Source organism: Joostella sp., from assembly GCF_048266025.1.
Taxonomy (GTDB): domain Bacteria; phylum Bacteroidota; class Bacteroidia; order Flavobacteriales; family Flavobacteriaceae; genus Galbibacter; species Galbibacter atrarenae.
On sequence record NZ_JBLXAF010000001.1, the window covers coordinates 969,836 to 994,748 of the forward strand.

The window sequence follows — 24,913 nt, forward strand, 5'->3', positions numbered from 1 at the left end:
TTTACTTGTTTTAATCTTGAATGATAGTGTTGATTTAATAAAATGCTTGAATTAGTAGAACTACTGATGTATCTGAGTTATTAAAATTCTTCAATAAATTGAAACCGAATTATTATGAATAGAGTGTTGTATATAATGTGTTGTCTTGTATTTTGTGGAGTTGCTTTAGGGAACGCACAAGAAAAGGAGATGGACGAACTGTGGGGTGGATTAAATAATAATACCGTAGATAAAAAAACGCTTTTTTCTGAAGGAAATTACGCTATGTTTATTCACTGGGGTATTTATTCGGAATTAGCTGGGGTATGGCAGGACACTACTTATTATGGAATTTCAGAATTTTTAATGGATAAAAGACGAGCAGGTATTCCTGTTGATGTTTATAAAAAGCAAGCAAGTAAATTTAATCCAGAAAATTTTAATCCTGACGAAATTGTAAAACTCGCAAAAGATGCAGGGATGAAATATATTATAATCACTGCCAAACATATCGATGGTTTTGCGATGTATGATTCTAAAGTAAGCGATTTTAATATTGTTAAAGCTACGCCATATGGAAAAGACCCGATGAAAGCTTTACAAGAAGCTTGCGAACGAGAAGGACTCGGTTTCGGCTTTTATTATGCGCAATATTTAGACTGGACATTTCCTGGAGGGAAAGGAGGTCCTACTAAAGATAGTCAAGGGAATCCTGTAGATTTTGGATATTACTTTGAAAATAAATGTTTGCCTCAAGTTCGAGAAATCACCCAAAATTATGGAGATTTAACTTTGCTTTGGTTTGATACGCCTGGACAGATGGAAAGGAAGTATGTAGAGAAACTTATAGCAGAAGTTAAGAATAATCAACCCAACGCTTTAGTTTCTGGAAGGGTAGGACATGGATTAGGAGATTATAATACATTTGGAGACATGCATATTCCAGTACTCAATGTAGATGGATTATGGGAATCTGTAGATGTAACGAATGATAGTTGGGGTTACACATGGTATGATAAAAATTGGAAAACACCTAAGCAGATTTTAATTAATACAATTTCTACTATTGCTAGAGGAGGAACATATATGCTGAATATAGGTCCTAAAGGAGATGGTTCTATCCCTAAAGCTGTAAAAGCTAGTTTAGAGAGTTCTGGATCTTGGATAAAAAGGCATCCTAGTGTTATTTATGGAGCAAAGCCTTCTCCTTGGAAAAAAGCATTTTCTTGGGGAGATGTAACAGTTCATAATAATACTATTCAGTTATGTGTTTTTGATTGGCCAGAAAATGGAAAATTAGAGTTTTACGGACTAGAGAATAAAATAGTAAGTGCTAAGTTGCAGAGAGAAGATGAAACACTTTCAGTAGCATATAATCAAGAAAATAAGTGGGCTACAGTGAATTTACCGTTTCAAAAGCCAGAGAAACTTATAAATGTAGTTGTTTTAGAGGTAAAAGGACAAATAAAAGTAGATGACAAACTTGTAGTTGACCCAGTTTACAAAACTGAATTACCTGTAGAGATAGCTAGTGAAAATAATGTTACTATTGAAGGGAAACGATGGATGGAAAAATTTGGAGAATGGAAGCATGTTACGCAAGCACATAATTGGATTGAAAAAGAGAGCTATATTTCCTGGGAAGTAAATGTAAATCAACCAGGATATTATCAAACAGAACTACGCTATGCTGGAAATGGGCGTATGGTATGGAAGATCGAATCTTCTCATGGTGAAGTCGTTCAAAACGAGCAAGGTTCCTCTAGTATTTATACAAACTTCCCGATGGGGTGGATAAAATTTGATGAAGCTGGCGTATATGAGCTAAAAGTAAGATTGATAGAAGGTGATACTTCTTCAGCTAGTTTAGAAGGGTTATACCTTCAGCCAATTGAATTTTAAGGTTTATAGTCAGCTTTTTTCTTCTTTTAAAATAGCGTCAATCGTTGCGTTTAGTTTTTCTTTGTTGCTATAGATAGGATCTAAATCGATGATTTCAACTTTTCGGAACTGTACAGGGTGACTTTCACTTTGAATAGATATAAAGCCTTCTGTTAGCGCTTTTCCGTCTTGTTTAACGGTTGGATCAAAATCTTTAACCCCAGCATCTCCAATTTGAGGATTTGTATATTCAAGTACTGTTTCTCCGTCTATAATATGTTTTACAATGGAGTCTTTTAAAACTAAAAATGTACCACGAACCCATTGGTCGCCATGATAAGTTTTAGAATCAGAGTTTGTACAGTGTGGGGTAAATAATGAATCGTTTAAGACAACATTTGTTCCTGGAGTGCATAAGTTCAACGTGTGTCTTTCGTTAGTGCCGTCTCCTCCTAAAAATTGCCCTTCAATACTAATTGGAAAATCTTGATCTTTCAGCATTGTTCTTGGGTCTTGGCCATGTAACATAGCACCGCTATTTCTCCAAGCCCACCCTTCACCGTCTGCAATTTGTTTGTCTATGAATCGGTATTCAATAGCAAGGAAATATGCCGAAAAAGACTTGTCGTAGAATAAATGACCGTATTGTTTATTGAAAACATCATTATAACCATCATAATTAACGGTAATGTATCCATCTTTTACGGAAAATGTGTTGGCATAATTTTCGCCAACCTCATGATGCCTAATTTTAGGAATCCAGCCAGAAAGGTCTTCGCCATTAAATAGCTGCTCCCATTCTAGCTGGACTGCTGTATCAGTTTTTAATGTTGGTATTTCTTTTTTCTCTTCATTGTTTTTACAACCAATCGTAAAAATTAGTCCTGCCAATATTATAAACTGATATATCTTCATCTTAAAATAAATTATTCTACAATAAATTTACCTTGCATAGCAGCAAAGTGTCCTGGGAAACTACATAAGAAATCATAAGTTCCAGCAGCTGGAGCTTCAAATTCTATAGTGTCACTTTCTCCACCACCAATTAATTTTGTGTGTGCAATAACAGCATCTGTTCCTTCAGGAATGTATTCGCTTTCTGATGCTCCAGTAGCTTTGGTAGCAAATTCTATAAGATCAGTACCTGCTTTTAGAATCACAAGATTATGACCCATTACACTTTTGTCAAGCTTACCAACGTGCTTTAAAGTGATAGTTACTTTTTCACCAGCTTTTACTCTAATTTCTTTTTTATTGAATTTCATCATGTCGTTTGCTGTAATAACCACAGTATTTTGTGATTCTTTAGCATCAGAGCTCTCTTTAGAAGACGACTGATCTTGTTCATATTGAAATTTTTCTTCTTTTTTCTCTTTCTTCCCGTCACCACAACTTATAATGGCTAATGAAAAAAGACACGCAGCTATTTTACTGTACAGTTTCATTGTTGTTGTTATTTTTTTAGTTAACTGCTAAGATAATCATTTCAGATTCTTTTGTGGAATTCATTGTGTAGAAAATAGGTAGCTTTTTAGTCTGTAAAATCTGATGCAAATTGAAGCGCTCTCTTTTCATTATAATAAATATTGTTTGTGTCATAAAACCCCACATGTCCTCCATACTTAGGGGTTTCAAGAAAAAGATGCTCATTTTTTTTTGCCTTTTCTCTTGGGAAGCAACTTTCAGAAAGAAAGGAGTCGTTTTCTGCATTTATGAGTAATGTTGGTGTTGTAATAGCCTCTAGATATTGTAGAGAGCTACTTTGTTTGTAATAGTCTAAAGCATCTAAAAATCCATGTGCTTTTGAAGTGTATATGTCATCAAAATCTTTTAGAGTGATTATGCTTTTTATAGTTTGATCTGTTACTTTATCTGGAAATATTTTTTGCTTTTCTTTTAATTTCTGAATTAGTGACTTTTTAAAGCGAAGAGCATATAAATAATTTTTCCTTTTATGAATCTCTAGCATGGATCCATATAAATCACAAGGAGCAGAAATTGCAATGGCTGCTTTAATTTGTGAAGGTGTGTCGTGTTGGCCTAAATATTTTAGAACTAGATTTCCACCAAGACTAAATCCTTTTAAAATAATATCCTTATAATTAGTTGTTTTTAGAATGTGATTTATAATCCATTCCAATTCATCAGAATCTCCAGAATGGTAGGATCTAAAATTATTATTTGTTCGTCCGCTACAACTTCTATAGTTTACCGAAACAACATCAAAGTCGTTGTTGTTAAATAATTTTGCGCTTCCTGTAACATAAGGCCTTTGTGCATTACCTTCCAATCCATGTAAAATAATTAAGAGCTTAGTTGTTTTTACTTTTGAATAACTCCAATCTAAATCGATAAAATCATTGTCGCTTGTAGTAAGTTCAACACGTTTCTGTTCTACGCCAATTACCTTTCTTATTTTTCCAGAATAGATAGTTGCAAAATGACCGTTTTTAAATAAATGAGGTGGATTGTAATGAGATTCAATAATAGGCATATTAGAAATATATTTTCCTTAAGCGTTAAATATTATGCGCGCATAATAATAGTTTGTAAATTTGTTTTCAGGGAAGGTTAAAACTAAGAAAATAATTAGATATAATAATCGCTAGTGCTGTCTATTTAAGTATAAAATAGAACAATCTATGTGGGAGATGTTTTACTTCTGATGTTGGAATGAATTAAAATTTATATATGTACAAAAAGGAATTTGAAATACGTTGGAACGATTTAGATGCAAATAGACATTTAGCAAATAAGGCATACATAGAATTTGCAGCTCATACAAGAATGTCTTTTTTAATAGAAAATGGTTTTGATCAACGTTTGTTGGCAAAGCTAAATATCGGTCCCGTAGTTTTTTATGAACACATTTATTATTTTAAAGAAGTATTCTCAGGGAAACCAGTAACAGTTTCTCTAGAGTTAAAAGGACTTAGTGAAGATGGAATGTTCTTTGAATTTCATCATAATTACTATGATTATAAAGGTCGTAACGTAGCACATTGTGAAATAATGGGTGCTTGGATTGATTTAGGATCTAGAAAACTAATAGGGCTTCCAGAAGAGGCTGTTCATCTTTTTGATAAGATAGAGCGTGCTAAAGACTTTAGAGTACTTACCAAAGAAGATACTCGTAAACATGCTAAAAAGCCAGTCGATTTAGAAGCTTAATGAAAATAGATCGTTGAAAGACGAATTTTTTTGTTTGACTCCCTCGCGGTATATGCTGCGAGGGAGTTCTTTTTTTATACAGGCTTGCTCTCCATCTTAGGTACTTGCTTTTTAGTTTTAGTCACCAAATAGACACCTATAAATACTAAGATAGCAGCAACAATTCTAACAGTACTAATTTTATCAGCGCCTACTAAAACAGCAAAAGCTATCCCGATAAGCGGTTGTAAGTATACAAAAGCTCCAATAGTCGATGCTTTTAATTGTTTTAATGCGTAGATATTTAAAATGTAAGTAGAAAATGTGGTTCCAAGTACAACAAAAGCCATACGCCAAATAGCATCGAATGGGAGAGAACTCCATTCTACTGCTGTGAATTCTGAAATTGTAAACGGTAAATTAATAAAAATTGCAATTAGAAACAGCCACTTCATAATTGTGAAGGCATGATATTTTGCTGTGAGTGGTTTAACCAAAATTAAATAAATACCGTACGAAATAGCATTTATAAGAACCATAATATTCCCCAATGCAATGTCTGGAGCTCCTTGTTGCATTTCCCCTCCGGCTAGCACCAAGCCAAGGGCTCCGGTTAGACCTAGTAAAACTCCAAAAATTCTAATTGGAGTAATGCGTTCCTTTATAATCAAAGCAGAAAGTACAAATACAAAAATTGGTGTAATTGTGGATATCACAGAGCTGTTTACAGGCGAAGAAAGGCTAAGGCCTTTGAAAAACATCAGCATATTGATAACCATTCCGAAAATAGCACTTCCTATAAGTCGTGGCCAATCTTCTCGGGCAATTTTTTCTTTCGGACCAAAAAGACTAATGAGCCAAAATAAGACAGCCGCACCCGTTACTCTTAAAAATATGAACCCAAAAGGCTCAATATAAGTTGGCATTACATCTTTAGCAACAGTGTGGTTTATTCCATAAATAACACTTGCGCCAAAGGCTGCTAATAGCGCTAAAACTCTTTTATCCATGAACAGCTTGTTTTGCGGATTCAACAACTTTTTTACTGTTTCCTATAAAAATAGAATCCCCAATAATTATAACTGGTCTTTTTAAGAATGTATAGTGTTCTGAAATAAGCTCTTTGTAGTCATCTTCACTGAGTTCTTTATTTTTTAAATTTCGCTCTTTATAAAGGCGTGCTCTTTTACTGAATAAAGATTCGTATGACTCAGCTAAAGCTTTCATTTCTTCAATTTGCTCCTTTGTAATGCTTTCTTTTTTTATGTCTTGAAAAATGAAATCTGAAGGTAGGTTTAGTTCTTCAATGATTCTTTTACATGTGTCACAAGTGCTTAGGTAGTATATCTTTTTCATGAGCTAAAATTTAAACGGCAAATTTAAAGTTTATAAGACACTTTAGCCTTCTTTTTGTGGTATTTATATCATAGTATATGTTATTAATTATGTGACTTTTTATAATGAGTTCTTGCATGTAAATATGTAATTTTATCGGTTAGAATTAAAAACACTATATATAATGATCGATTACCAGTTTAATATCTTGGAGAAAAGTAGAGAAGCCGTATTGAAAAAAACGCAAAACCTTTCAGAAGAACAAATCAATAAAATCCCTGAGGGGTTTAAAAATAATATAGCTTGGAATGTAATACATCTGCTAGTAACCCAGCAACTTCTGTGTTATAAGTTAGCCGGAAAAGAAATGTATGTTAGTGAAGAAGTGGTTAATAGTTATCGTAAAGGAACAGCTCCAGATCCAAGCAAGCCAGTTTCTTTAGAAGATTTTAATAAGTTTAAAGAGGAACTTATGCTAAATATCAAAAGGATAAAGGAAGATTATAAAAAAGTTACTTCTTTTAATAGCTACCCAACCAGTGCGGGGATTACTTTAAATAGTATTGAAGACGCTATAGCTTTTAATAATTATCATGAAGGGCTGCATACAGGTTTTATTAATGCGTTGCTTCGTGCCATTCAGGCTTAATAAATTCATTAGCTTTTTCAAAAGGAATTTCAATTTTAGTAAGTCCATCTGCATAGGCAGATATTTCATACGGGTTGTAAATTAATATGATCCCCTTTTCGTTGAATCCAATGCTATTTGGTAAATGAAAATTATCATCTTCAAACATAAATCCGGTGCTATTAATATTGGCATCGGATTTTATTTTTTCTTGATTTCTAAAAGTTTCTTCCGCGTAATCTATAAATGCTTCTTCATCTTTAAAAAGTCCTTTAGAAGGAATAATATTCCCTGTAGCATTATCAAAATTTAAGTAGCTAACGCTCCCGTAACCGTGCGCGCCACCCGTAAAAACATAACTGTCTATTTTTATGGAAGTAAATTTCTCGTTTTCAAAAGCTATTTCTCCATTTATAGTAGCTTCCCATGGAATAATATCTTCTGGAAACCTCTCTTTTAATTTCTTGTAGTCATTTTTAAAAATTCCAATAGCTGTTTCTAAAGAATCTGTTGTTCGTTCTTCAGAATAATTAAGAATACTGATAATAAATTTATCGACCTCTTGATTTATAGAAGTTGCAATAGGACTTTCCGGTTGTGCTTGCGGAGTATTGATAACTACTTTCGCACAATTTTCGCAGGTATCATTTATGATATTATGATTCACAAAACTAAGAGTTTCCTTCTTTTCACATCCTATAAAAAGGATAGAAATAACAATTCCGATTGCAAAAAAATTCTTCATAAAAAATAGCTGTTAAATAAAGGATAAAGGTACGTTGTTCTTTGCAATCACCAAAAGTAAACGATATTTTTGTTAGGGTAACACTGCTACATTTTATGAATTTAAAGTTGCTTTTATTGTTTCGGCTTTAGTATGAAAGTTGGGGTTCTATAAATTATTAAAATGATTGTTTTGAGAGTGTTATGTAATTTCATCAGATATGAGTAAAGATAATTTACGTTTTAATTCTAAAACAATTCATGGAGGTCAAGAGCCAGATAAAGCTTACGGTTCCGTAATGCCTCCAATTTATCAAACATCCACCTATGCACAAAGCACACCAGGTGGTCACAAAGGATACGAGTATTCTAGGAGTGCTAACCCTACACGTACCGCTTTAGAAAAAAGCTTGGCTAGCATAGAAAATGGTAACTACGGACTGGCTTTTGCAAGTGGTTTAGCTGCTATTGATGCTGTTATGAAGCTATTAATGCCTGGCGATGAAGTGGTTTCTACGAGTGATCTGTATGGTGGGAGTTATAGGTTGTTTAGTAATATTTTTGAAGGTTTTGGAATCAAATTTCATTTTGTGAATATGGAGAATCCTTCAGAAATTGAAAAACATATCAATAAAAATACTAAGATCATTTGGGTAGAAACACCAACCAACCCAATGATGAATATTATAGATATCGAGGCGGTTTCTATGATCGCAAAAAAACATAAGGTGCTGTTGGGAGTAGATAATACTTTTGCGACTCCCTATTTACAGCAGCCTATAAATTTGGGTGCAGATATTGTTATGCATTCAGCTACAAAATATTTAGGAGGACATAGCGATGTGGTAATCGGAGCTTTAGTTGTTAAAGACAAGGAACTTGCAGATAAATTATATTTTATACAAAATGCAAGCGGAGCGGTTGCCGGCCCGATGGATAGTTTTCTTGTTTTAAGAGGAATTAAAACATTACATGTTCGAATGCAGCGCCATTGTGAAAATGGAGCGGCAGTTGCAAAATATCTAGTGAGTCATCCAAAAATTGAAAAGGTATATTGGCCAGGTTTTGAGTCGCATCCTAATCATGAAATAGCTAAACAGCAAATGAATTGTTTTGGAGGAATGATTTCTTTTGTTACAAAAGGAAATAATTATGAGGAGGCTATTAAAATAGTGGAGAACCTTAAGGTTTTCACTTTAGCTGAGTCTTTAGGAGGTGTTGAATCGTTAGCAGGGCATCCTGCGAGTATGACGCATGCTTCAATCCCTAAAGAAGAGCGAGAAAAAACGGGTATTGTAGATGCACTTATTAGATTGAGTGTAGGAATAGAAGATGAAAATGACTTAATAGAGGATTTAAGTCAAGCAATTGGATAACGAAAACGTTTGAAATTGATGATTTTTAAAAAAACTAGTACCTATTTTCAATAAAAAGCATAATTTTGCTTTCAAATTATTAAATACTTAATTATTCCATTTTTATGAACGCAATGGACAAAAAAATTGAAGCATTTATGGACGAAGTAAAAGTTCGTAATGCGCATGAACCTGAATTTCTTCAAGCAGTACAAGAAGTAGCAGAAACGGTACTTCCTTATATTGCTGAACATGAAATTTATAACGGTAAAAATATATTATTAAGAATGGTGGAGCCTGAAAGAGCAATTATGTTCAGGGTGCCATGGGTAGACGATAAAGGAGAAATCCAAGTTAACAGAGGATATAGAATTCAGATGAGTTCGGTTATAGGGCCGTACAAAGGAGGACTTCGTTTTCATCCAACAGTAAACTTGAGTATTTTAAAATTCTTAGCTTTTGAGCAAGTGTTTAAAAACAGCTTAACTACGCTGCCAATGGGTGGTGGTAAAGGAGGCTCTGATTTTGACCCTAAAGGGAAGTCTGATAATGAGATTATGCGTTTTTGCCATAGTTTTATGTCAGAACTTTTTAGACATATTGGACCAAATACAGATGTTCCAGCTGGAGATATTGGGGTTGGAGCTAGAGAAATTGGTTTCTTATTTGGAATGTATCGTAAGATTAGAAATGAATTTACGGGAGTTTTAACAGGAAAAGGACTTTCATGGGGAGGTTCGTTAATCCGTCCAGAAGCTACAGGATATGGAAATGTGTATTTTGCACAGAATATGCTTGAGCGAAAAGGAGATAGCCTAAAAGGAAAAGTTATAACGGTTTCTGGTTCTGGAAATGTAGCGCAATATGCTACGGAGAAAGCTACGCAATTAGGAGCTAAAGTTGTAACATTATCAGATTCAGGAGGAACAATATACGACAAAGACGGTATAGACGAAGAGAAGCTGGCTCATGTTATGGAGATTAAAAACGTAAATCGTGGCCGAATCTCTGAATACATTGAGAAGTATCCAAACGCAGAATATTTTGAAGGTAAAACACCTTGGCATATTGCTTGTGATGTTGCAATGCCATGTGCTACGCAAAATGAGCTTGATCAAGACAATGCAAAAGAATTAGTTAAAAATGGATGTATCTGTGTGAGTGAAGGGGCTAACATGCCTTGTACTCCTGGAGCAGTTACAGTTTTCCATGAATCTAAGATTTTATTTGCTCCTGGAAAAGCTTCTAATGCTGGTGGAGTTGCTACTTCTGGATTGGAGATGGCGCAAAATTCATTACGTTACAGCTGGTCTAGAGAAGAAGTGGATGAGAAATTACAAGGGATCATGAAGAGTATTCATAATTCTTGTATCGAACATGGTGAAGATGAAGATGGTTACGTAAACTATGTTAGAGGTGCTAATATTGCAGGTTTTGTTAAGGTGGCAGATGCCGTTTTAGCTCAAGGAGTGGTATAAGAAACCATATTATAAAAATAAATGATGCCCCAAAGGTTTTATTAACCTTTGGGGCGTTTTTTGTTTTAAAATTACTTGATTGGATTTGTGATTTTAAGTTTTTGAATGAGCAGTTCATGCTTTAAACAATACAATAAATAGCTTTTTTACGGTTGCGCTTTCCTATCTTTGTTTTTATGATTGTTACGACTAAAGCTATTGTGCTTTCTGCCTTAAAATATGGAGATACGAGTTTAATCGTTAAGCTCTTCACAGCTTGTGATGGCGTAAAATCGTATTTACTTAAAGGAGTTTTGGCTTCTAAGAAGGGAAAGCTTAAAAAAGGATATTTTCAGCCGTTAACACAATTGGAGATTGTCGCAAATCATAAGAATAAAGGTACGTTAGAAAGTTTGCGAGATGTAAAGTTAGCGTACTCCTATAAAAGTCTTCAGACAGATGTTCTAAAAAGTTCTATTGCACTGTTTTTATCTGAAATGTTAGTAGTTTCTCTTCAAGAGGAAGAAGAAAATGTAATCTTATTTGATTTTATAGAAAATGCTTTTATTTGGTTGGATACCAATAATGAAATTGCAAATTTCCATATCTCATTCTTGATTCAACTGACTACTTTTCTTGGTTTTTACCCTGATGATACTCATATTGATGCTTCGTATTTTGATTTATTAGAAGGGGAATTTGTTCCTTCGCTTTATAATGAAGTTATCGAAGGAGTCACATTGGAAGCATTTAAACAATTCCTAAAAGCAGATTTTGATGAAGCTAAAACCATTAAAATGGGAAGAGGTGTCCGTGCTATTCTGCTTAATAATCTAATCCGTTATTACCAGCTCCATTTAACGGATTTTAAAAAGCCGAGATCTTTGGAGATTCTTCAACAAGTATTTGGCTGATAACTTCTGCGCATCGCTTTTATTTCAGAAGAAAAACAGAACCACGCAATCATAAAAGTTAAAATCATAGCTAGTAAAGTGATTATTTTCAAGTTATTTATAATTCAATAGGGAGCTTTTAGTGTTATTAAGGTGTGTCAATTCACTGGAATTTAGTAATTTTGCAAACTTTAATACGACAAAGATTAACTGATTGGTTGTAGATGAAAATTGACATTAATAAATTTTAATTTTCAGTGAATTGAAATATTTAATGTGAGAGCAAAATGGAAACATATGTTCTTAATTTTATAATTTATGTAATCAGCTAATTACTAAAATTTAAACGCGTGAAGTTTACAGAATATAAAGGATTGGATTTACCGAAAACAGCAGAAGAAGTTCTAAAGTTTTGGGAGGAACAGGCTATTTTTGAAAAAAGTATAACTAGCAGAGAAGGGAACGAACCGTTTGTGTTTTTTGAAGGACCTCCTTCTGCCAATGGATTGCCAGGTATTCACCATGTGATGGCTCGTGCGATTAAAGATATTTTTTGTCGTTATAAAACTCAAAAAGGATTTCAAGTAAAAAGAAAGGCTGGATGGGATACACACGGACTTCCTGTAGAGCTTGGAGTTGAAAAAGAATTAGGAATTACCAAAGAAGATATCGGTACTAAAATATCGGTTGAAGAATATAACGAAGCTTGTAAAAAAGCGGTAATGCGCTACACGGATATCTGGAATGATATGACGCGCAAAATCGGGTATTGGGTAGATATGGAAGATCCATATATTACTTACAAACCAAAATATATGGAGAGCGTTTGGTGGCTACTTAAGCAAATCTATTCTAAAGATTTGATGTATAAAGGGTACACTATTCAGCCATATTCTCCAAAAGCAGGTACAGGATTAAGTTCACACGAAATTAATCAGCCTGGAGCATACCAAGATGTTACTGATACAACTATTGTAGCGCAGTTTAAAGCGAAAGATGAAACATTGCCAGCGTTTTTAAAAGGCTTTGGGACTGTTCATTTCTTAGCTTGGACAACAACTCCATGGACACTTCCATCAAATACAGCTTTAACAGTTGGACCTAAAATAGATTATGTTTTAGTTAAAACTTTTAATCAATATACACATGAGCCTATTAATGTTGTAGTTGGGAAGCCGCTTCTTAAAAAGCAATTCTCAGGAAAATATTTTGAGGCTACTTCGGAAGAAGATTTTGCTAATTATAAAGCTGGAGATAAGAAAACACCATACCAAGTAATTGCTGAAGGTAAAGGTGCCGATATGGTTGGTGCAGAATATGAGCAATTATTAACATATGCATTGCCTTATCAGAATCCAGAAAATGCTTTTAGAGTTATTTCTGGAGACTTTGTTACTACAGAAGATGGTACTGGTATTGTTCATACAGCACCTACTTTTGGTGCAGATGATGCTAAGGTTGCAAAAGAGGCAACGCCAGAGATTCCTCCAATGTTGGTATTGGATGATAATGGTAATCCTGTTCCGTTGGTAGACTTGCAAGGGCGTTTTAGAGCGGAGCTTCCTGAAGTAGGAGGTAAATACGTGAAAAATGAATATTATGATGATGGAAAGGCGCCAGAGAAGTCTGTAGATGTTGAGATTGCTATTAAATTAAAAGAAGAAAATAAGGCCTTTAAGGTTGAAAAATATGTCCATAGTTATCCACATTGCTGGAGAACAGATAAGCCAGTATTGTATTATCCTTTAGATTCTTGGTTTATAAAAGTAACCGATGTTAAGGATAAAATGTACGAATTAAACAAAACGATTAATTGGAAGCCAAAAGCAACTGGAGAGGGTCGTTTTGGAAATTGGTTACAGAATGCAAATGATTGGAATTTATCGCGTTCTCGTTTCTGGGGAATTCCATTACCAATATGGCGTACCGAAGATGGAAAAGAAGAAGTTGTTGTAGGTTCTATAGAAGAATTAAAAGCGGAAATGGCGAAAGCCGTAGAAGCGGGAGTTCTTGAAGCTGATATTTTTGCTGATTTTGAGGTGAATAATATGAGTGAGGAGAATTATGATAAAGTAGACCTTCATAAAAATGTAGTTGATAAAATTACATTAGTTTCTCCATCTGGAAAACCAATGAAGCGTGAAGCTGATCTGATAGATGTTTGGTTCGATTCTGGATCGATGCCTTATGCACAATGGCATTATCCTTTTGAAAACAAGGAGAAAATAGATGATAAAGAAGCTTATCCGGCAGATTATATTGCAGAAGGAGTAGATCAAACTAGAGGTTGGTTCTATACACTTCATGCAATTGGTACAATGGTATTCGACTCTGTTGCATATAAAAATGTAGTTTCAAACGGATTAGTTTTAGATAAGAACGGACAGAAAATGTCTAAGCGTTTAGGGAATGCTGTAGATCCATTCGAGACATTGAATGAATATGGTCCAGATGCTACACGTTGGTATATGATTTCGAATGCAAACCCTTGGGATAATTTAAAATTTGATCTTGAAGGAATAGCTGAGGTACGTAGAAAGTTCTTCGGAACACTTTATAATACGTATTCTTTTTTCAGTTTATATGCTAATATCGATGGATTCACGTATTCGGAAGATGATGTTCCGTTAGAAGAGCGTCCAGAAATAGACCGTTGGATTCTTTCGGAGCTAAATACTTTAATTCAGAAAGTAGATCAAGCTTATGCGGAGTATGAACCAACACGTGCGGCCAGAGCAATTTCTGACTTTGTACAAGAGAACTTAAGTAACTGGTATGTACGTTTATGTAGAAGACGTTTCTGGAAAGGTGACTATGAGCAAGATAAGATTTCTGCGTATCAAACGCTTTATACTTGTCTTCTTACAGTAGCTAAGTTGGGTGCGCCTATTGCTCCATTCTATATGGATCAATTATACAAAGACTTGGTAGCTACTACCAATAAAGAGAATTCTGAGAGTGTACACCTTGCAGATTTTCCAAAATATGTAGAGAACTTTGTTAATAAGTTGTTGGAGCGTAAGATGGAGAAAGCGCAAACGATCTCTTCTTTAGTACTTTCATTACGTAAGAAGGAGATGATTAAAGTGCGTCAACCGCTGCAAAGGGTTATGATTCCTATACTTGACGAAGCTCAAAGAGAAGAAATAAAAGGAATAGAAGAGCTTATAAAGTCGGAGGTTAATGTAAAAGAAATCGAGTTGATTGATGATGCTTCTGGGCTTTTAGTAAAGCAAATTAAGCCTAATTTTAAAGTTTTAGGACCTCGTTTTGGAAAGGATATGAAGCTGATTGTCAGTGAGGTATCTAAATTTGAACAAGCTGAAATTCAGCAAATAGAAAAGGACGGAGAGATTTCTATTGAAATTAATGGAAAAAATGTTACTTTAGGTATCGATGAAGTAGAGATTTCATCGCAAGACATAGAGGGGTGGTTAGTAGCAAGTTCAGGCGCTATCACTGTAGCATTAGATGTAACTATAACTGATGATTTACGCAATGAAGGCGTAGCTCGAGAATTGGTAAATAGAATTCAAAACCTTCGTAAAGATTCTGGTTTTGAAGTAACAGACAAGATCGAAGTTAGGTTACAGAAAGATGGATTTGTAGAAAAAGCTGTACAGAATAATATAGATTATATTAAAGCAGAAACGCTGACTGCAGAGCTTAATTTCGAAGAAAATATTAATAATGGTACAGAAATTGCATTTGATGAGGTGAACACCAAATTAATCATTCAAAAACACTAGTACTATGGAAGCAGATATAAAAACGAGGTACTCAGATAAAGACCTAGCAGAGTTTAGGACTTTAATAGAAGGGAAAATGGAGAAAGCTTATCAGGATTTAGAACTTTTAAAGAGTTCTTATAAGAATGATGGGAATAATGGAACTGATGATACATCGCCTACTTTTAAAGCTTTTGAGGAAGGTTCTGAGACCATGAGTAGAGAAGCAAATACACAGCTTGCTTTACGTCAAGAGAAATTTATTCGTGACTTAAAAAATGCCTTGGTGCGTATTGAAAACAAAACGTATGGTGTTTGTAGAGTTACAGGAAAACTTATAAATAAAGAACGCTTGAAACTTGTTCCGCATGCTACTTTAAGCATAGAAGCGAAAAATTTACAAGCTTAATCTACAATGTTTATTTTTTTTAAAAAACGCTCTTTTTAAGGGCGTTTTTTGTTTACAGTAAATCGTACTTTGGTGAGATTTTTTATAGTCTTTTTTTTGACAGTCAGTTTTTCTTTTGCCCAAAAAGCAGTGGATATGGTGGTATTTGCCGATGGTGTTTCTCTTATAGATGTTAATGCCGAAAATATATTTTCAGTAACTATAACTACACATACATCTGATGAGGTGTTCATAACAACTCTTATGGATGGGGAATATCAAAATGAATTTGTAAACACCGTAAAAGAAGATGGTACAACGCTTTATCTAGGAGTAGAGAATAGACCTTTGTTTGATAAGCCAAATGATAAATTAAGCGCTCATAAAGTAGTTGCTATTTCTTTGAATATTGTTGTCCCTGAATATAAGGAGGTGCGAATTCATGGAAGTTATACAAAAATAGAAGCATCAGGTAAGTACGCGGTTATGGAAGCCACTACTGGAAATGAAACGATTGTTTTAGATAATATTTCAGGGAATCTTATTAAGGCAAGAACTAGAAAAGGTGCTATTATTGTTACTAGAGCCGCGGGTATTATAAAAGCAGTATCTAAGTATGGACAGATATATCAAGGAACTTTAAAAAATGGAATAACTAAGTTTGAGTTAAATTCTCTTAACGGAGATATTTACGTTAATAAAACAGAATAATATCCTTATTTTTACGGCCGTCCTAAAAAACACTTTTTTAAGTTGGAGGCAATTATTTAGAAAATCATGTCATTAAAGAAAGCAACATTTATAATTATATTGGTCTTACTAATAGATCAAATCTCAAAAATATACATTAAGACTAATTTTGTTTTAGGAGAACACGTAGAAGTTTTTAGTTGGTTTAAAATTCTATTTATAGAAAATGAAGGGGCAGCATGGGGAACAAAAATTAGTGATATTATTCCTGGTGTCTCCGATGAGGCAGGTAAATTATTTCTTACTGTTTTTAGATTGATAGCAATCTGCGGAATTGGTTACTGGTTGGTAGATAGTGTTAAGAAAAATTCGACGCCAACATTAATCTTAGCAGTTTCTTTAATTTTTGCAGGTGCTTTAGGGAATATTATAGATTCTGTTTTCTACGGATTAATATTTGATGATAGTTATGGTCATGTAGCTACACTTTTTTCTGATGAATCTTACGGGACTTTATTTCATGGTAAAGTGGTAGATATGCTTCATTTCCCTATGATAGATACAGTTCTTCCTGATTGGTTTCCTATTTGGGGAGGTAAAAACTTTAGATTCTTTGAACCCGTTTTCAATGTTGCAGATGCTGCAATTAGTATCGGGGTAGGTGTTCTGTTGATCTTTAACAAAAAAGCTTTCCCTAACGAAGGGAAATAGTGCTAAGGCTTGTTGATTTTTCCACTATAATTTTTTGAATTATATTTCTTTTTTTATTGGCTATATATAGAAATTTTAACTTTATTTTTAGATTATACGCTTCAATACGTATAATTTAATCTAAATTTTTATATATTTCGGGCAAAGGATGAACTTATGTATCCTTAGCTGATATTGAAAAAACGAAATAAACTTTTTTTAGACACTCTTTATTATGAATATGTAGATTCATTGTATAGTTATGGAATGAACATAAATAATGATTCTGATTTAGTTAAAGATACCATCCACGACTTATTTATTGATTTATATAAGTATAAAAAGAAACTACGGAAAGTCGAGAATATAGAGTCATACCTTTTTACTTCCTTTAAACATAAACTTTATAAGGCGATTAAAGTAGAAACAAAAGTTATTAAAGTTTCTTTTAATACAAATGACCATGCTACGGATGTAGTTTCACAAGATCATAAAATTATTAATCTTGAACAGTATAATTACGATCTTGAAATGCTGTCTAATGCGATGCATAAACTTTCGGATAAACAACGTAAAGTAATTCAATTCAAGTTTCACCATGGTAAAGATTATCCTGAAATAGCTCATATAATGGGCATTTCTGTACCTTCTGCAAGAACACAAGTATACCGTGCGCTGAAAACATTAAAAGCTGGAATTAGTTAAAATTATTCTTTTTTCAAAAAAAGAGCATATAATCTGTCTATATATTAAAACTTAATGACTCTTACTATTAAAGGCTTCTGTTTTTGGAGGTTTTTTAATGAAAATGAGAATTGTGTTTTAATGAATAGATATAGAATTACACATGATGATAAAATGAAGCTTATGAATAGAATTAATGATTCTATTAATCAAATGAAGCTTCAGAAGAGAATCAGACAAAAGAGAATAATATTTTCTGTTGCAGCAGCTGTAGTGTCTATATTCTTTGTGGGACATCTATTTTATAAGGATAATTATTTCCAATCATCACCTTTAAAAAAAATAATTACTCAAAATAGAGAAAGCGAATTATCTACAGGCGGGGAGGTTAAATTAATTATAGGAAGAGAAAAAGCGATTAGCCTTCAGCAAAAAAACTCAGAATTAATTTATTCTAATAATGGAGAGGAAGTTCTAGCAAATAATATTTTAGTTCATAAATCTTCTGTAAAGATCAAATCTAATATAAATGCCTTAATTGTTCCATATGGAAAGCGGTCTTTTGTTACTCTTTCTGACGGAACAAAAGTCTGGTTAAATTCTGGAACGAAACTGTCGTACCCCAGTGTTTTTAATGCCATAAAGCGCGAAGTATATTTAGAAGGAGAGGCAATTTTTGATGTTGCTCATAATTCAGAGAAGCCGTTTTTTGTGCATACAAAGGAAAGTGAAATTAAAGTCCTTGGAACCATCTTTAATGTTTCTAGTTATTCTGATGAACAATTTATTCAAACAGCCTTAAAATCTGGAAGCATAGAAGTTATTTATAGAAAATCTAACATTCTAGGAACAAAAATTAAGAAGAAACTTTCTCCAGGAATGATTTCTCTTTTTGATAAGGATGCTGAATCAGTAGAGATCAAAACTACTGATGTAAATAATGTTATGAGTTGGAGGGATGGAGTGTTAATTTTTAGAAATCAGCAATTAGAAGGTATTATAAAAAAATTAGCTAGGTATTATAATGTACGTATTGAAATAAAAAACAAAGAAGAATTATCAAAGACATTCTCTGGTTCATTGCATATAAAGAAAACTATAGAAGAAGTAATGCAGGTGATAAAAGAGACTACAAGTATTGATTATGAAATTAAAAATATGAACGAGCGAAACTAACTTTTAAACTAAACTATACGCCTATGAAATGAGAGCCGCTAAACAAAAAAGCCAGAAAATGTTCCCGCATTTTCTGGCGTGAAATTAATTAAACATTGAAGTGAACAACATTTAAAAATCTATTACAAAAATATGAATAAAAAGTACACACTAATCCTGTACAATGGATTAAATAAGTTCCTATGGGGTATGATAAAAACAATTGTTTTATGTATATGCTTCGGGTTAAATAGCTTGTATGCTATAAATACCTATTCTCAAACAAAAATGAATATTGATGTAGAAAATGTGTCAATAGAACATTTTTTTAAGGAGATACAAAAGAAGAGTGACTTTATTTTCTTTTATGAAGATAATGTAGTTAATAATGTTTCAAAGATATCTTATCACGCTGAAGATAAGTTGATAAAAACAATTTTAGATGATGTGCTCAATGAAAATCGTCTTCATTTTAAAATGTTTGATAACCAAATAATAATAGCGAGAAGTACTAAAGTTATTATTCAGCAGTCTATCAGTGGAAATGTTACAGATCCAGATGGATTGCCAATGGCTGGTGTAAACGTCTTTATAGATGGAATTGCTAAAGGTGTAACTACAGATTTTGATGGTAATTACTCTATTACAGCAACTGAAGGGCAGACTTTGGTGTATAGTTATATTGGGATGAAAACTCAAAAACATACCGTAGGAAGTAATGATGTTATAAACGTTGCTTTAGAATATGATGTAAAAAGTTTAGAGGGAGTTGTAGTAACAGGATATCAAAATATTCAAAAGAAAGTCTTTACTGGTGCTTCTCAAACATTAGAGGCAGAAGAGTTCAAGATAGATGGAGTTATTGATGTAGGGCGTATGTTAGAGGGTAGAGCTGCTGGGGTTAATGTCCAAAATGTTACAGGAACTTTTGGAGCTGCACCAAAAATTACGATTCGTGGAGGTTCTTCTATTTATGGAGATACAAAACCACTTTGGGTAGTAGATGGAGCAGTGCAAGAAGAAATTATAAATCTTAGTTTTGCAGAGTTGGTGTCAGGAGATTCAGCTACATTAATTAGTTCAGCTATTTCGGGTATAAATGCTAATGATATAGCATCAATAGAAATCCTTAAAGATGCATCTGCATTATCATTATATGGAGCGCGAGCAATTAATGGAGCGGTTATTATTACAACCAAAAAAGGAGGTAGAAATCAGAAGAACACCATTACCTACCAAGGGGAATATACCGTGAGGAGTATTCCTGATTATTCCGATTATGATTTATTGAATTCTCAAGAAACAATGGGTATTTACAAAGAGCTCGAAAATAAAGGGTTCTTAAATTTATCAAGAAATACACAGGGAAGATACGGGGGAGTTTATAATATTATGTATAGAAGTATAGATAATTATGACCCATCTATTGGAGGATATGCAGTAGAAAATACTCCTGAAGGAAGAAATAGGTTTTTACAGCAATATGAAATGGCAAATACAGATTGGTTTAAGACTCTTTTTAGAGGTAGTCCAACTCAAAACCATACGTTGAGTTTTTCAGGTGGTGGTGAAAATAGTGCTCAATATGCTTCTATAGGTTTTTATACAGATCCAGGATGGACAATTGCTGATAAAACAGATAGATTTACCGCTAACTTAAGAAACACCTATTATATTTCTGATGTTGTTACTGCTGGAATTTTACTTCAAGGATCTGTAAGAAATCAAGATGCTCCTGGGACATACGAAAGAGAGTCTAATACTGTAGATGGTGAATTTAGTAGAAACTTTGATATAAATCCATTTAGTTATGCTTTAAACACAAGTAGAACGTTACGACCAAGAGATAATAATGGAGATTTAGAATACTATAGATTTAATTGGGCGCCATTTAATATTATAAACGAGGTTAATAATAATAAAATTGATCTTCAGGTAATAGATATTAAGGCACAAGGTAATTTAGGAATTAAGATAAACGATAAGTTAGATTATAGTTTTTTAGGATCTCTTAGGTATGCAAAAAGTAGTAGAGAACATAATATAACAGAAAACTCTAATGTTGCGGCAGCATATAGAGCAAATGAAACTACCGTTGTTGCGGATGAAAATGTTTTCTTATTTACAGACCCTAATAACCCTAATTCACCTCCGCAAGTAGTATTACCGTATGGGGGTATTTTGAATTCAAGTGAAGATAATTTACAAAGTTTTTACTTCAGAAATGCATTGAATTACTCTAATAAATTTAATGACAAACATGATGTGGAACTTTATTTGGGGCAAGAATACAGATATACAAATAGAAGTAATGAATTCTTTTCGGGGTATGGGTATCAATATACTCGAGGAGGTATTCCTTTTACAGACTATAGAGTTATCCAAAATGCTTTAATTAACGATACAGATTACTTTGGTAAATCTGAAGATAGAGAAAGAGGAGTTGCTTTTTTTGGACAAGGAACATATGCCTTCGATGATAGATATGTAATTAGCGGAACAGCAAATTATGAAGGGTCTAATAAGTTAGGAAGATCAAGTAGTGCTAGATGGTTGCCAACATGGAATGTGAGTGGTAAATGGAATGCTTCTAATGAAGATTTTTTGAGAGATTCTAAAGTTATTTCAAACCTATCTTTTAGAGTTGGATATGGTTTGATTGCTGGTTTAGGAAGTGCAAGTAATGCTGTGGCAATTTTTGAGAATGATATTACAAATAGATTTAATACGGATGATCGTGAAAATGTAATTGATATTGATGAGCTTGAAAACAGCGATTTAACTTGGGAAAAAGTAAATGAATTTAATTTCGGAATGGACTTAGGCTTGTTTCGTAATCGAGTTACGCTAACAACAGATTTATACCAAAAGAAATCCTATGATTTAATAGATTTTGTTTCTACAACGGGTATTGGAGGTCAAACTATAAAGATAGCAAATAACGCAGATATGACAACAAAGGGTATTGAGATAAGTTTGCTTGCAAAAATCTTTGATAACCCTAATTTTAAATGGACTTCGACATTTAATTTTGCTTGGTTCGATCAAGAAATTACCAAATTACATAATGAACCGTCAGTGTTTGACTTGGTTAGAGATACAGGAGGGAATGTAGTAGGAAGACAACGTAATTCTCTTTATTCTTTTGACTTTACAGGATTAGATGAGCGTGGCTTGCCAATGTATAATTTTGGAGAAGATCAAAATCCAACAACAGATGTTGATTTTCAAGACACAGAAGATATCTCGGATTATCTAAAGTATGAAGGACCAATAGATCCAAATATTACAGGAGGTTTTTCAAATACTTTTACATATAAAAATTGGGATTTAAGCGCATTAATAACAATGCAGGCAGGTAACAAAGTAAGGTTGTCACCCATATATAGCTCAGAATATAATGATTTAGATGTCTTTACTACGGATTTTAGAAATAGATGGTTAGTCCCTGGAGACGAAAATGTTACTAATATTCCTGTAATTGTAGATACAAGAACCATAGATAGCTATAATTCTAGAGATTTATCTCGTGCTTATAATGCTTATAATTACTCAACAGAGAGAGTTGTTGATGGTTCTTTTGTGAGAATGAAAAATATTGCTTTAGGATATTCATTCCCGAAGAACTTAACAAACAAATTATCGATGTCTAATTTTAAATTAAGATTTCAGGTAACAAATCCATTTTTAATTTATTCTGATAAAGATTTAAATGGTCAAGATCCAGAATTCTTTAGAGCTGGTGGTGTTGCTTATCCAATAAGCAGGCAATATACTTTTACATTAAACGTAGGATTCTAAAAAAGGAGAAAGATGAAAAGAAATATTAAAATATATACACTATTACTGGTAAGTGTGTTTGTACTGTCTAGCTGTAATGAATTTTTAGATGAAGTGCCAGATAATAGAACAGAGATAGATTCTGCTGATAAAATTGGAGAATTGCTAGTGGGTGCATACCCAGAGGCGTCATATTTTATGATTGCAGAAAGTATGAGCGATAATGCAATAGATTTAGGTTCAGCCAATACTACAGATGTAGATGTTAATACAATCATGTACAATTGGGAAGATACAAACCTTGACACAAGAGATACACCTACTTTTTATTGGAATGCATGTTATGCTGCAATAGCTCAAGCAAACCAAGCGCTAAAGGCAATTGAAGAATTAGAAGGAGGTAGTGATTTAAGTGCTTATAGAGGTGAAGCATTATTAGCTAGAGCTTACGCACATTTTATGCTTGTAAATTTATGGGGAAAAGCGTATGATTCAAACACAGCAGCTACAGATCTAGGAGTTCCATATGTTTTGGAGCCTGAAGTTGAGGTTTTACAGGATTATGAGCGGAATACAGTTGCGGAGGTTTACGAATTAATCGAAGCTGATTTATTAGAAGGACTGCCTTTAATTACAAATGATTATTTTGAAGCAAAATTTCACTTTACCCAAGATGCGGCAAATACATTCGCTTCTAGATTCTATTTGTTTAAAGGCGAATGGGATAAGGTGGTAACGTATGCTTCGAAAGCACTTTCTGCAAATCCAGCAGATAACATTAGAGATTGGAACTTCTATAGAACACTTACTTACGATGAAACAAGAATAAGACATCAAGCTAGTGTTGAGCCGACTAACTTGCTTATTGTTGGGGCGAGTTCTTTGTATGCGAGACAATATGCATTAGGGAGATATGGGTTGAGTTCAGCGCATAGAGGAGAAATTTTCACTACTGACACACCTCTAAATAAATCATGGGCGTATAGTGTATTTAATTTTTCGTCAACTAGGTATTTTGTTCCTAAGTATAACGAGTATTTTAGATACACCAATCTAAGTGAAGGGATAGGGTTTCCGTATGCTATGAATGTACTTATAACCTATGATGAAGCTTTGCTTAATAGAATTGAAGCTAACGTTATGCTTGGAAATACAGTAGAGGTTGCAAACGATATAAATGCATACATTTCTAAAAAAACACTAGGTTATGATGCTACTAATGATTTGCTAACCTATAATGATATAGATACATATTATCAAGATTTTGTAGTAAACGGAGAATTTGATCCTTTTTATGAAATAGGAACAGATAAGCTGCCTTTAATGAAGTTTGTATCTAAAAGTAGACAAAGGGAGTTTTTTCATGAAGGGATAAGATGGTTAGACATCAAGCGCCTAGGAGTGGAAGTAGTACATCCAGATTTTGATGGGAATGAAGAGATCTTAACTAAAGAAGACCCTAGAAGGCAATTACAGATTCCTATAATAGCACAGAGTTTAGGAATTGAAGCAAACCCAAGATAATTAATCCAACTAAAAATAAAATAGATGAAATTAAATAATATAATATATAGTTTTTTCTTGATGCTTTTATTTAGTGCTTGTGATTCAGAAAAATCATTAGAGGAAAGCATCTTAGATACGTCTCAACCAGCTCTGTCAGAATTGGATGTTTGGTTGAGAGATAGTTATGTATCGCCGTATAATATAGAAGTATTATATGAATGGGACGATAACCAAGTTACGCAATCTAGATATTTATATCCTCCTACTGAGGAGAATGTTAAACCTTTAATGGAGCAGATATTAGATATTTGGATAAATTCTTACTCTGAGGTTGGAGGTGATGATTTTGTGAGGGAAATAGCACCAAGACAAATTGTGTTAGTAGGAGGGTATAATGTAAATCCTAGTGGAACCATAACGCTTGGACTTGCGGAATCTGGAAATAAAATTACACTTTTCCGTGTGGACGATCTTGATTTCTCTGATTTGGAACAAACAAGAAGATTCTTTAAAACTATTCAACACGAGTATTGCCATATTTTAAATCAAAATAAAATTTTCAGTGAAAGCTTTGGTGATATAACACCTTCTGGTTACGATGGTGACTGGCACTTAACATCTACAGAGAATGCCAGAGAAGAAGGTTTTATAACTAATTATGCTAAATCTAGAGATTCAGAAGATTTTGCAGAAATGACATCAGTAATGCTTACCAATTCTAAAGAAGAATACGAGGCTATCATTGCAAGTATTGAAAGCGAAACAGCTGTAGCAGATTTAAGAGCAAAGGAAGCTATCGTAGCAGATTATTTTTTGAAAGAATGGGCAATAGATATATATGAACTTCAAGCTATAAACTACAATAAATTAATAGCGTTAACTCAAAATTAA

At 33.4% G+C, this 24,913-nt stretch carries 21 protein-coding genes; 15 read left to right on the top strand and 6 right to left on the bottom strand.

Annotation, left to right across the window (positions count from 1 at the left end):
• Positions 1-114: 114 nt before the first annotated feature.
• The gene (locus ACN0TY_RS04130; RefSeq protein ID WP_417443470.1) at positions 115-1,881 is read left to right on the top strand and encodes an alpha-L-fucosidase; all 1,767 of its coding nucleotides are present in this window, start codon (positions 115-117) and stop codon (positions 1,879-1,881) included.
• A 9-nt stretch (positions 1,882-1,890) separates the two neighbouring features.
• Here ACN0TY_RS04130 and ACN0TY_RS04135 read toward each other — a convergent pair whose 3' ends face one another.
• The 3 genes from ACN0TY_RS04135 to ACN0TY_RS04145 all read right to left on the bottom strand — a co-directional run bounded on the left by ACN0TY_RS04135 (position 1,891) and on the right by ACN0TY_RS04145 (position 4,354).
• Complete coding sequence (locus tag ACN0TY_RS04135) at positions 1,891-2,775, bottom strand: 3-keto-disaccharide hydrolase (protein ID WP_417443471.1); 885 nt, start codon at positions 2,773-2,775, stop codon at positions 1,891-1,893.
• Positions 2,776-2,786: 11 nt separating this feature from the next.
• Entirely contained in the window at positions 2,787-3,305 is a 519-nt protein-coding gene (gene azu / locus ACN0TY_RS04140) for an azurin (RefSeq protein ID WP_236957786.1), read from the bottom strand.
• Positions 3,306-3,391: 86 nt separating this feature from the next.
• Entirely contained in the window at positions 3,392-4,354 is a 963-nt protein-coding gene (locus ACN0TY_RS04145; RefSeq protein WP_417443472.1) for a YheT family hydrolase, read from the bottom strand.
• A 197-nt stretch (positions 4,355-4,551) separates the two neighbouring features.
• Between ACN0TY_RS04145 and ACN0TY_RS04150 the strand changes: the two genes are divergently transcribed.
• Positions 4,552-5,031 (top strand): acyl-CoA thioesterase, encoded by a 480-nt coding sequence (locus tag ACN0TY_RS04150; protein WP_236957788.1) that lies wholly within the window; start codon positions 4,552-4,554, stop codon positions 5,029-5,031.
• A 74-nt stretch (positions 5,032-5,105) separates the two neighbouring features.
• Here ACN0TY_RS04150 and ACN0TY_RS04155 read toward each other — a convergent pair whose 3' ends face one another.
• Positions 5,106-6,020 (bottom strand): DMT family transporter, encoded by a 915-nt coding sequence (locus ACN0TY_RS04155; protein ID WP_417443473.1) that lies wholly within the window; start codon positions 6,018-6,020, stop codon positions 5,106-5,108.
• On the bottom strand, positions 6,013-6,366 hold the full coding sequence (locus ACN0TY_RS04160) for an arsenate reductase family protein (RefSeq protein WP_417443474.1): 354 nt from the start codon (positions 6,364-6,366) through the stop codon (positions 6,013-6,015). The genes ACN0TY_RS04155 and ACN0TY_RS04160 overlap by 8 nt, the downstream gene beginning before the upstream one ends.
• 163 nt (positions 6,367-6,529) lie before the next feature.
• Here ACN0TY_RS04160 and ACN0TY_RS04165 point away from each other — a divergent pair, with 163 nt between their 5' ends.
• Complete coding sequence (locus ACN0TY_RS04165) at positions 6,530-6,994, top strand: DinB family protein (RefSeq protein WP_417443475.1); 465 nt, start codon at positions 6,530-6,532, stop codon at positions 6,992-6,994.
• On the opposite strand, the gene ACN0TY_RS04170 is transcribed toward ACN0TY_RS04165, so the two are convergent.
• Positions 6,963-7,718 carry a PdaC/SigV domain-containing protein gene (locus tag ACN0TY_RS04170; protein ID WP_417443476.1) on the bottom strand — a complete coding sequence of 252 codons (756 nt, stop codon included), beginning with the start codon at positions 7,716-7,718 and terminating at the stop codon, positions 6,963-6,965. The genes ACN0TY_RS04165 and ACN0TY_RS04170 overlap by 32 nt on opposite strands.
• A 199-nt stretch (positions 7,719-7,917) precedes the next feature.
• Here ACN0TY_RS04170 and ACN0TY_RS04175 point away from each other — a divergent pair, with 199 nt between their 5' ends.
• The 12 genes from ACN0TY_RS04175 to ACN0TY_RS04230 all read left to right on the top strand — a co-directional run bounded on the left by ACN0TY_RS04175 (position 7,918) and on the right by ACN0TY_RS04230 (position 24,913).
• On the top strand, positions 7,918-9,072 hold the full coding sequence (locus ACN0TY_RS04175; protein ID WP_417443477.1) for a cystathionine gamma-synthase: 1,155 nt from the start codon (positions 7,918-7,920) through the stop codon (positions 9,070-9,072).
• A 113-nt stretch (positions 9,073-9,185) separates the two neighbouring features.
• A complete protein-coding gene (gdhA, locus tag ACN0TY_RS04180) occupies positions 9,186-10,529 on the top strand; it encodes an NADP-specific glutamate dehydrogenase (protein WP_417443478.1) in 1,344 nt (447 codons plus the stop codon).
• Positions 10,530-10,705: 176 nt separating this feature from the next.
• A complete protein-coding gene (gene recO / locus ACN0TY_RS04185) occupies positions 10,706-11,422 on the top strand; it encodes a DNA repair protein RecO (RefSeq protein ID WP_417443479.1) in 717 nt (238 codons plus the stop codon).
• A 329-nt stretch (positions 11,423-11,751) separates the two neighbouring features.
• Positions 11,752-15,150: an isoleucine--tRNA ligase gene (gene ileS, locus ACN0TY_RS04190; RefSeq protein ID WP_417443480.1), complete on the top strand. Its 3,399-nt coding sequence runs from the start codon at positions 11,752-11,754 to the stop codon at positions 15,148-15,150.
• A 4-nt stretch (positions 15,151-15,154) separates the two neighbouring features.
• On the top strand, positions 15,155-15,538 hold the full coding sequence (locus tag ACN0TY_RS04195) for a TraR/DksA family transcriptional regulator (protein WP_236957798.1): 384 nt from the start codon (positions 15,155-15,157) through the stop codon (positions 15,536-15,538).
• Positions 15,539-15,673: 135 nt separating this feature from the next.
• On the top strand, positions 15,674-16,228 hold the full coding sequence (locus tag ACN0TY_RS04200; RefSeq protein ID WP_417443481.1) for a hypothetical protein: 555 nt from the start codon (positions 15,674-15,676) through the stop codon (positions 16,226-16,228).
• A 66-nt stretch (positions 16,229-16,294) separates the two neighbouring features.
• On the top strand, positions 16,295-16,918 hold the full coding sequence (locus ACN0TY_RS04205; protein ID WP_417443482.1) for a lipoprotein signal peptidase: 624 nt from the start codon (positions 16,295-16,297) through the stop codon (positions 16,916-16,918).
• A gap of 174 nt (positions 16,919-17,092) precedes the next feature.
• Entirely contained in the window at positions 17,093-17,602 is a 510-nt protein-coding gene (locus tag ACN0TY_RS04210) for an RNA polymerase sigma factor (protein ID WP_262911727.1), read from the top strand.
• A 54-nt stretch (positions 17,603-17,656) separates the two neighbouring features.
• Positions 17,657-18,757, top strand: a complete 1,101-nt coding sequence (locus ACN0TY_RS04215) for a FecR family protein (RefSeq protein ID WP_417443483.1) — start codon at positions 17,657-17,659, stop codon at positions 18,755-18,757.
• Positions 18,758-19,213: 456 nt separating this feature from the next.
• Positions 19,214-22,537: a SusC/RagA family TonB-linked outer membrane protein gene (locus tag ACN0TY_RS04220; protein ID WP_417443697.1), complete on the top strand. Its 3,324-nt coding sequence runs from the start codon at positions 19,214-19,216 to the stop codon at positions 22,535-22,537.
• A gap of 12 nt (positions 22,538-22,549) precedes the next feature.
• On the top strand, positions 22,550-24,040 hold the full coding sequence (locus ACN0TY_RS04225; protein ID WP_417443484.1) for a RagB/SusD family nutrient uptake outer membrane protein: 1,491 nt from the start codon (positions 22,550-22,552) through the stop codon (positions 24,038-24,040).
• Positions 24,041-24,064: 24 nt separating this feature from the next.
• Positions 24,065-24,913, top strand: a complete 849-nt coding sequence (locus ACN0TY_RS04230; protein ID WP_417443485.1) for a zinc-binding metallopeptidase — start codon at positions 24,065-24,067, stop codon at positions 24,911-24,913.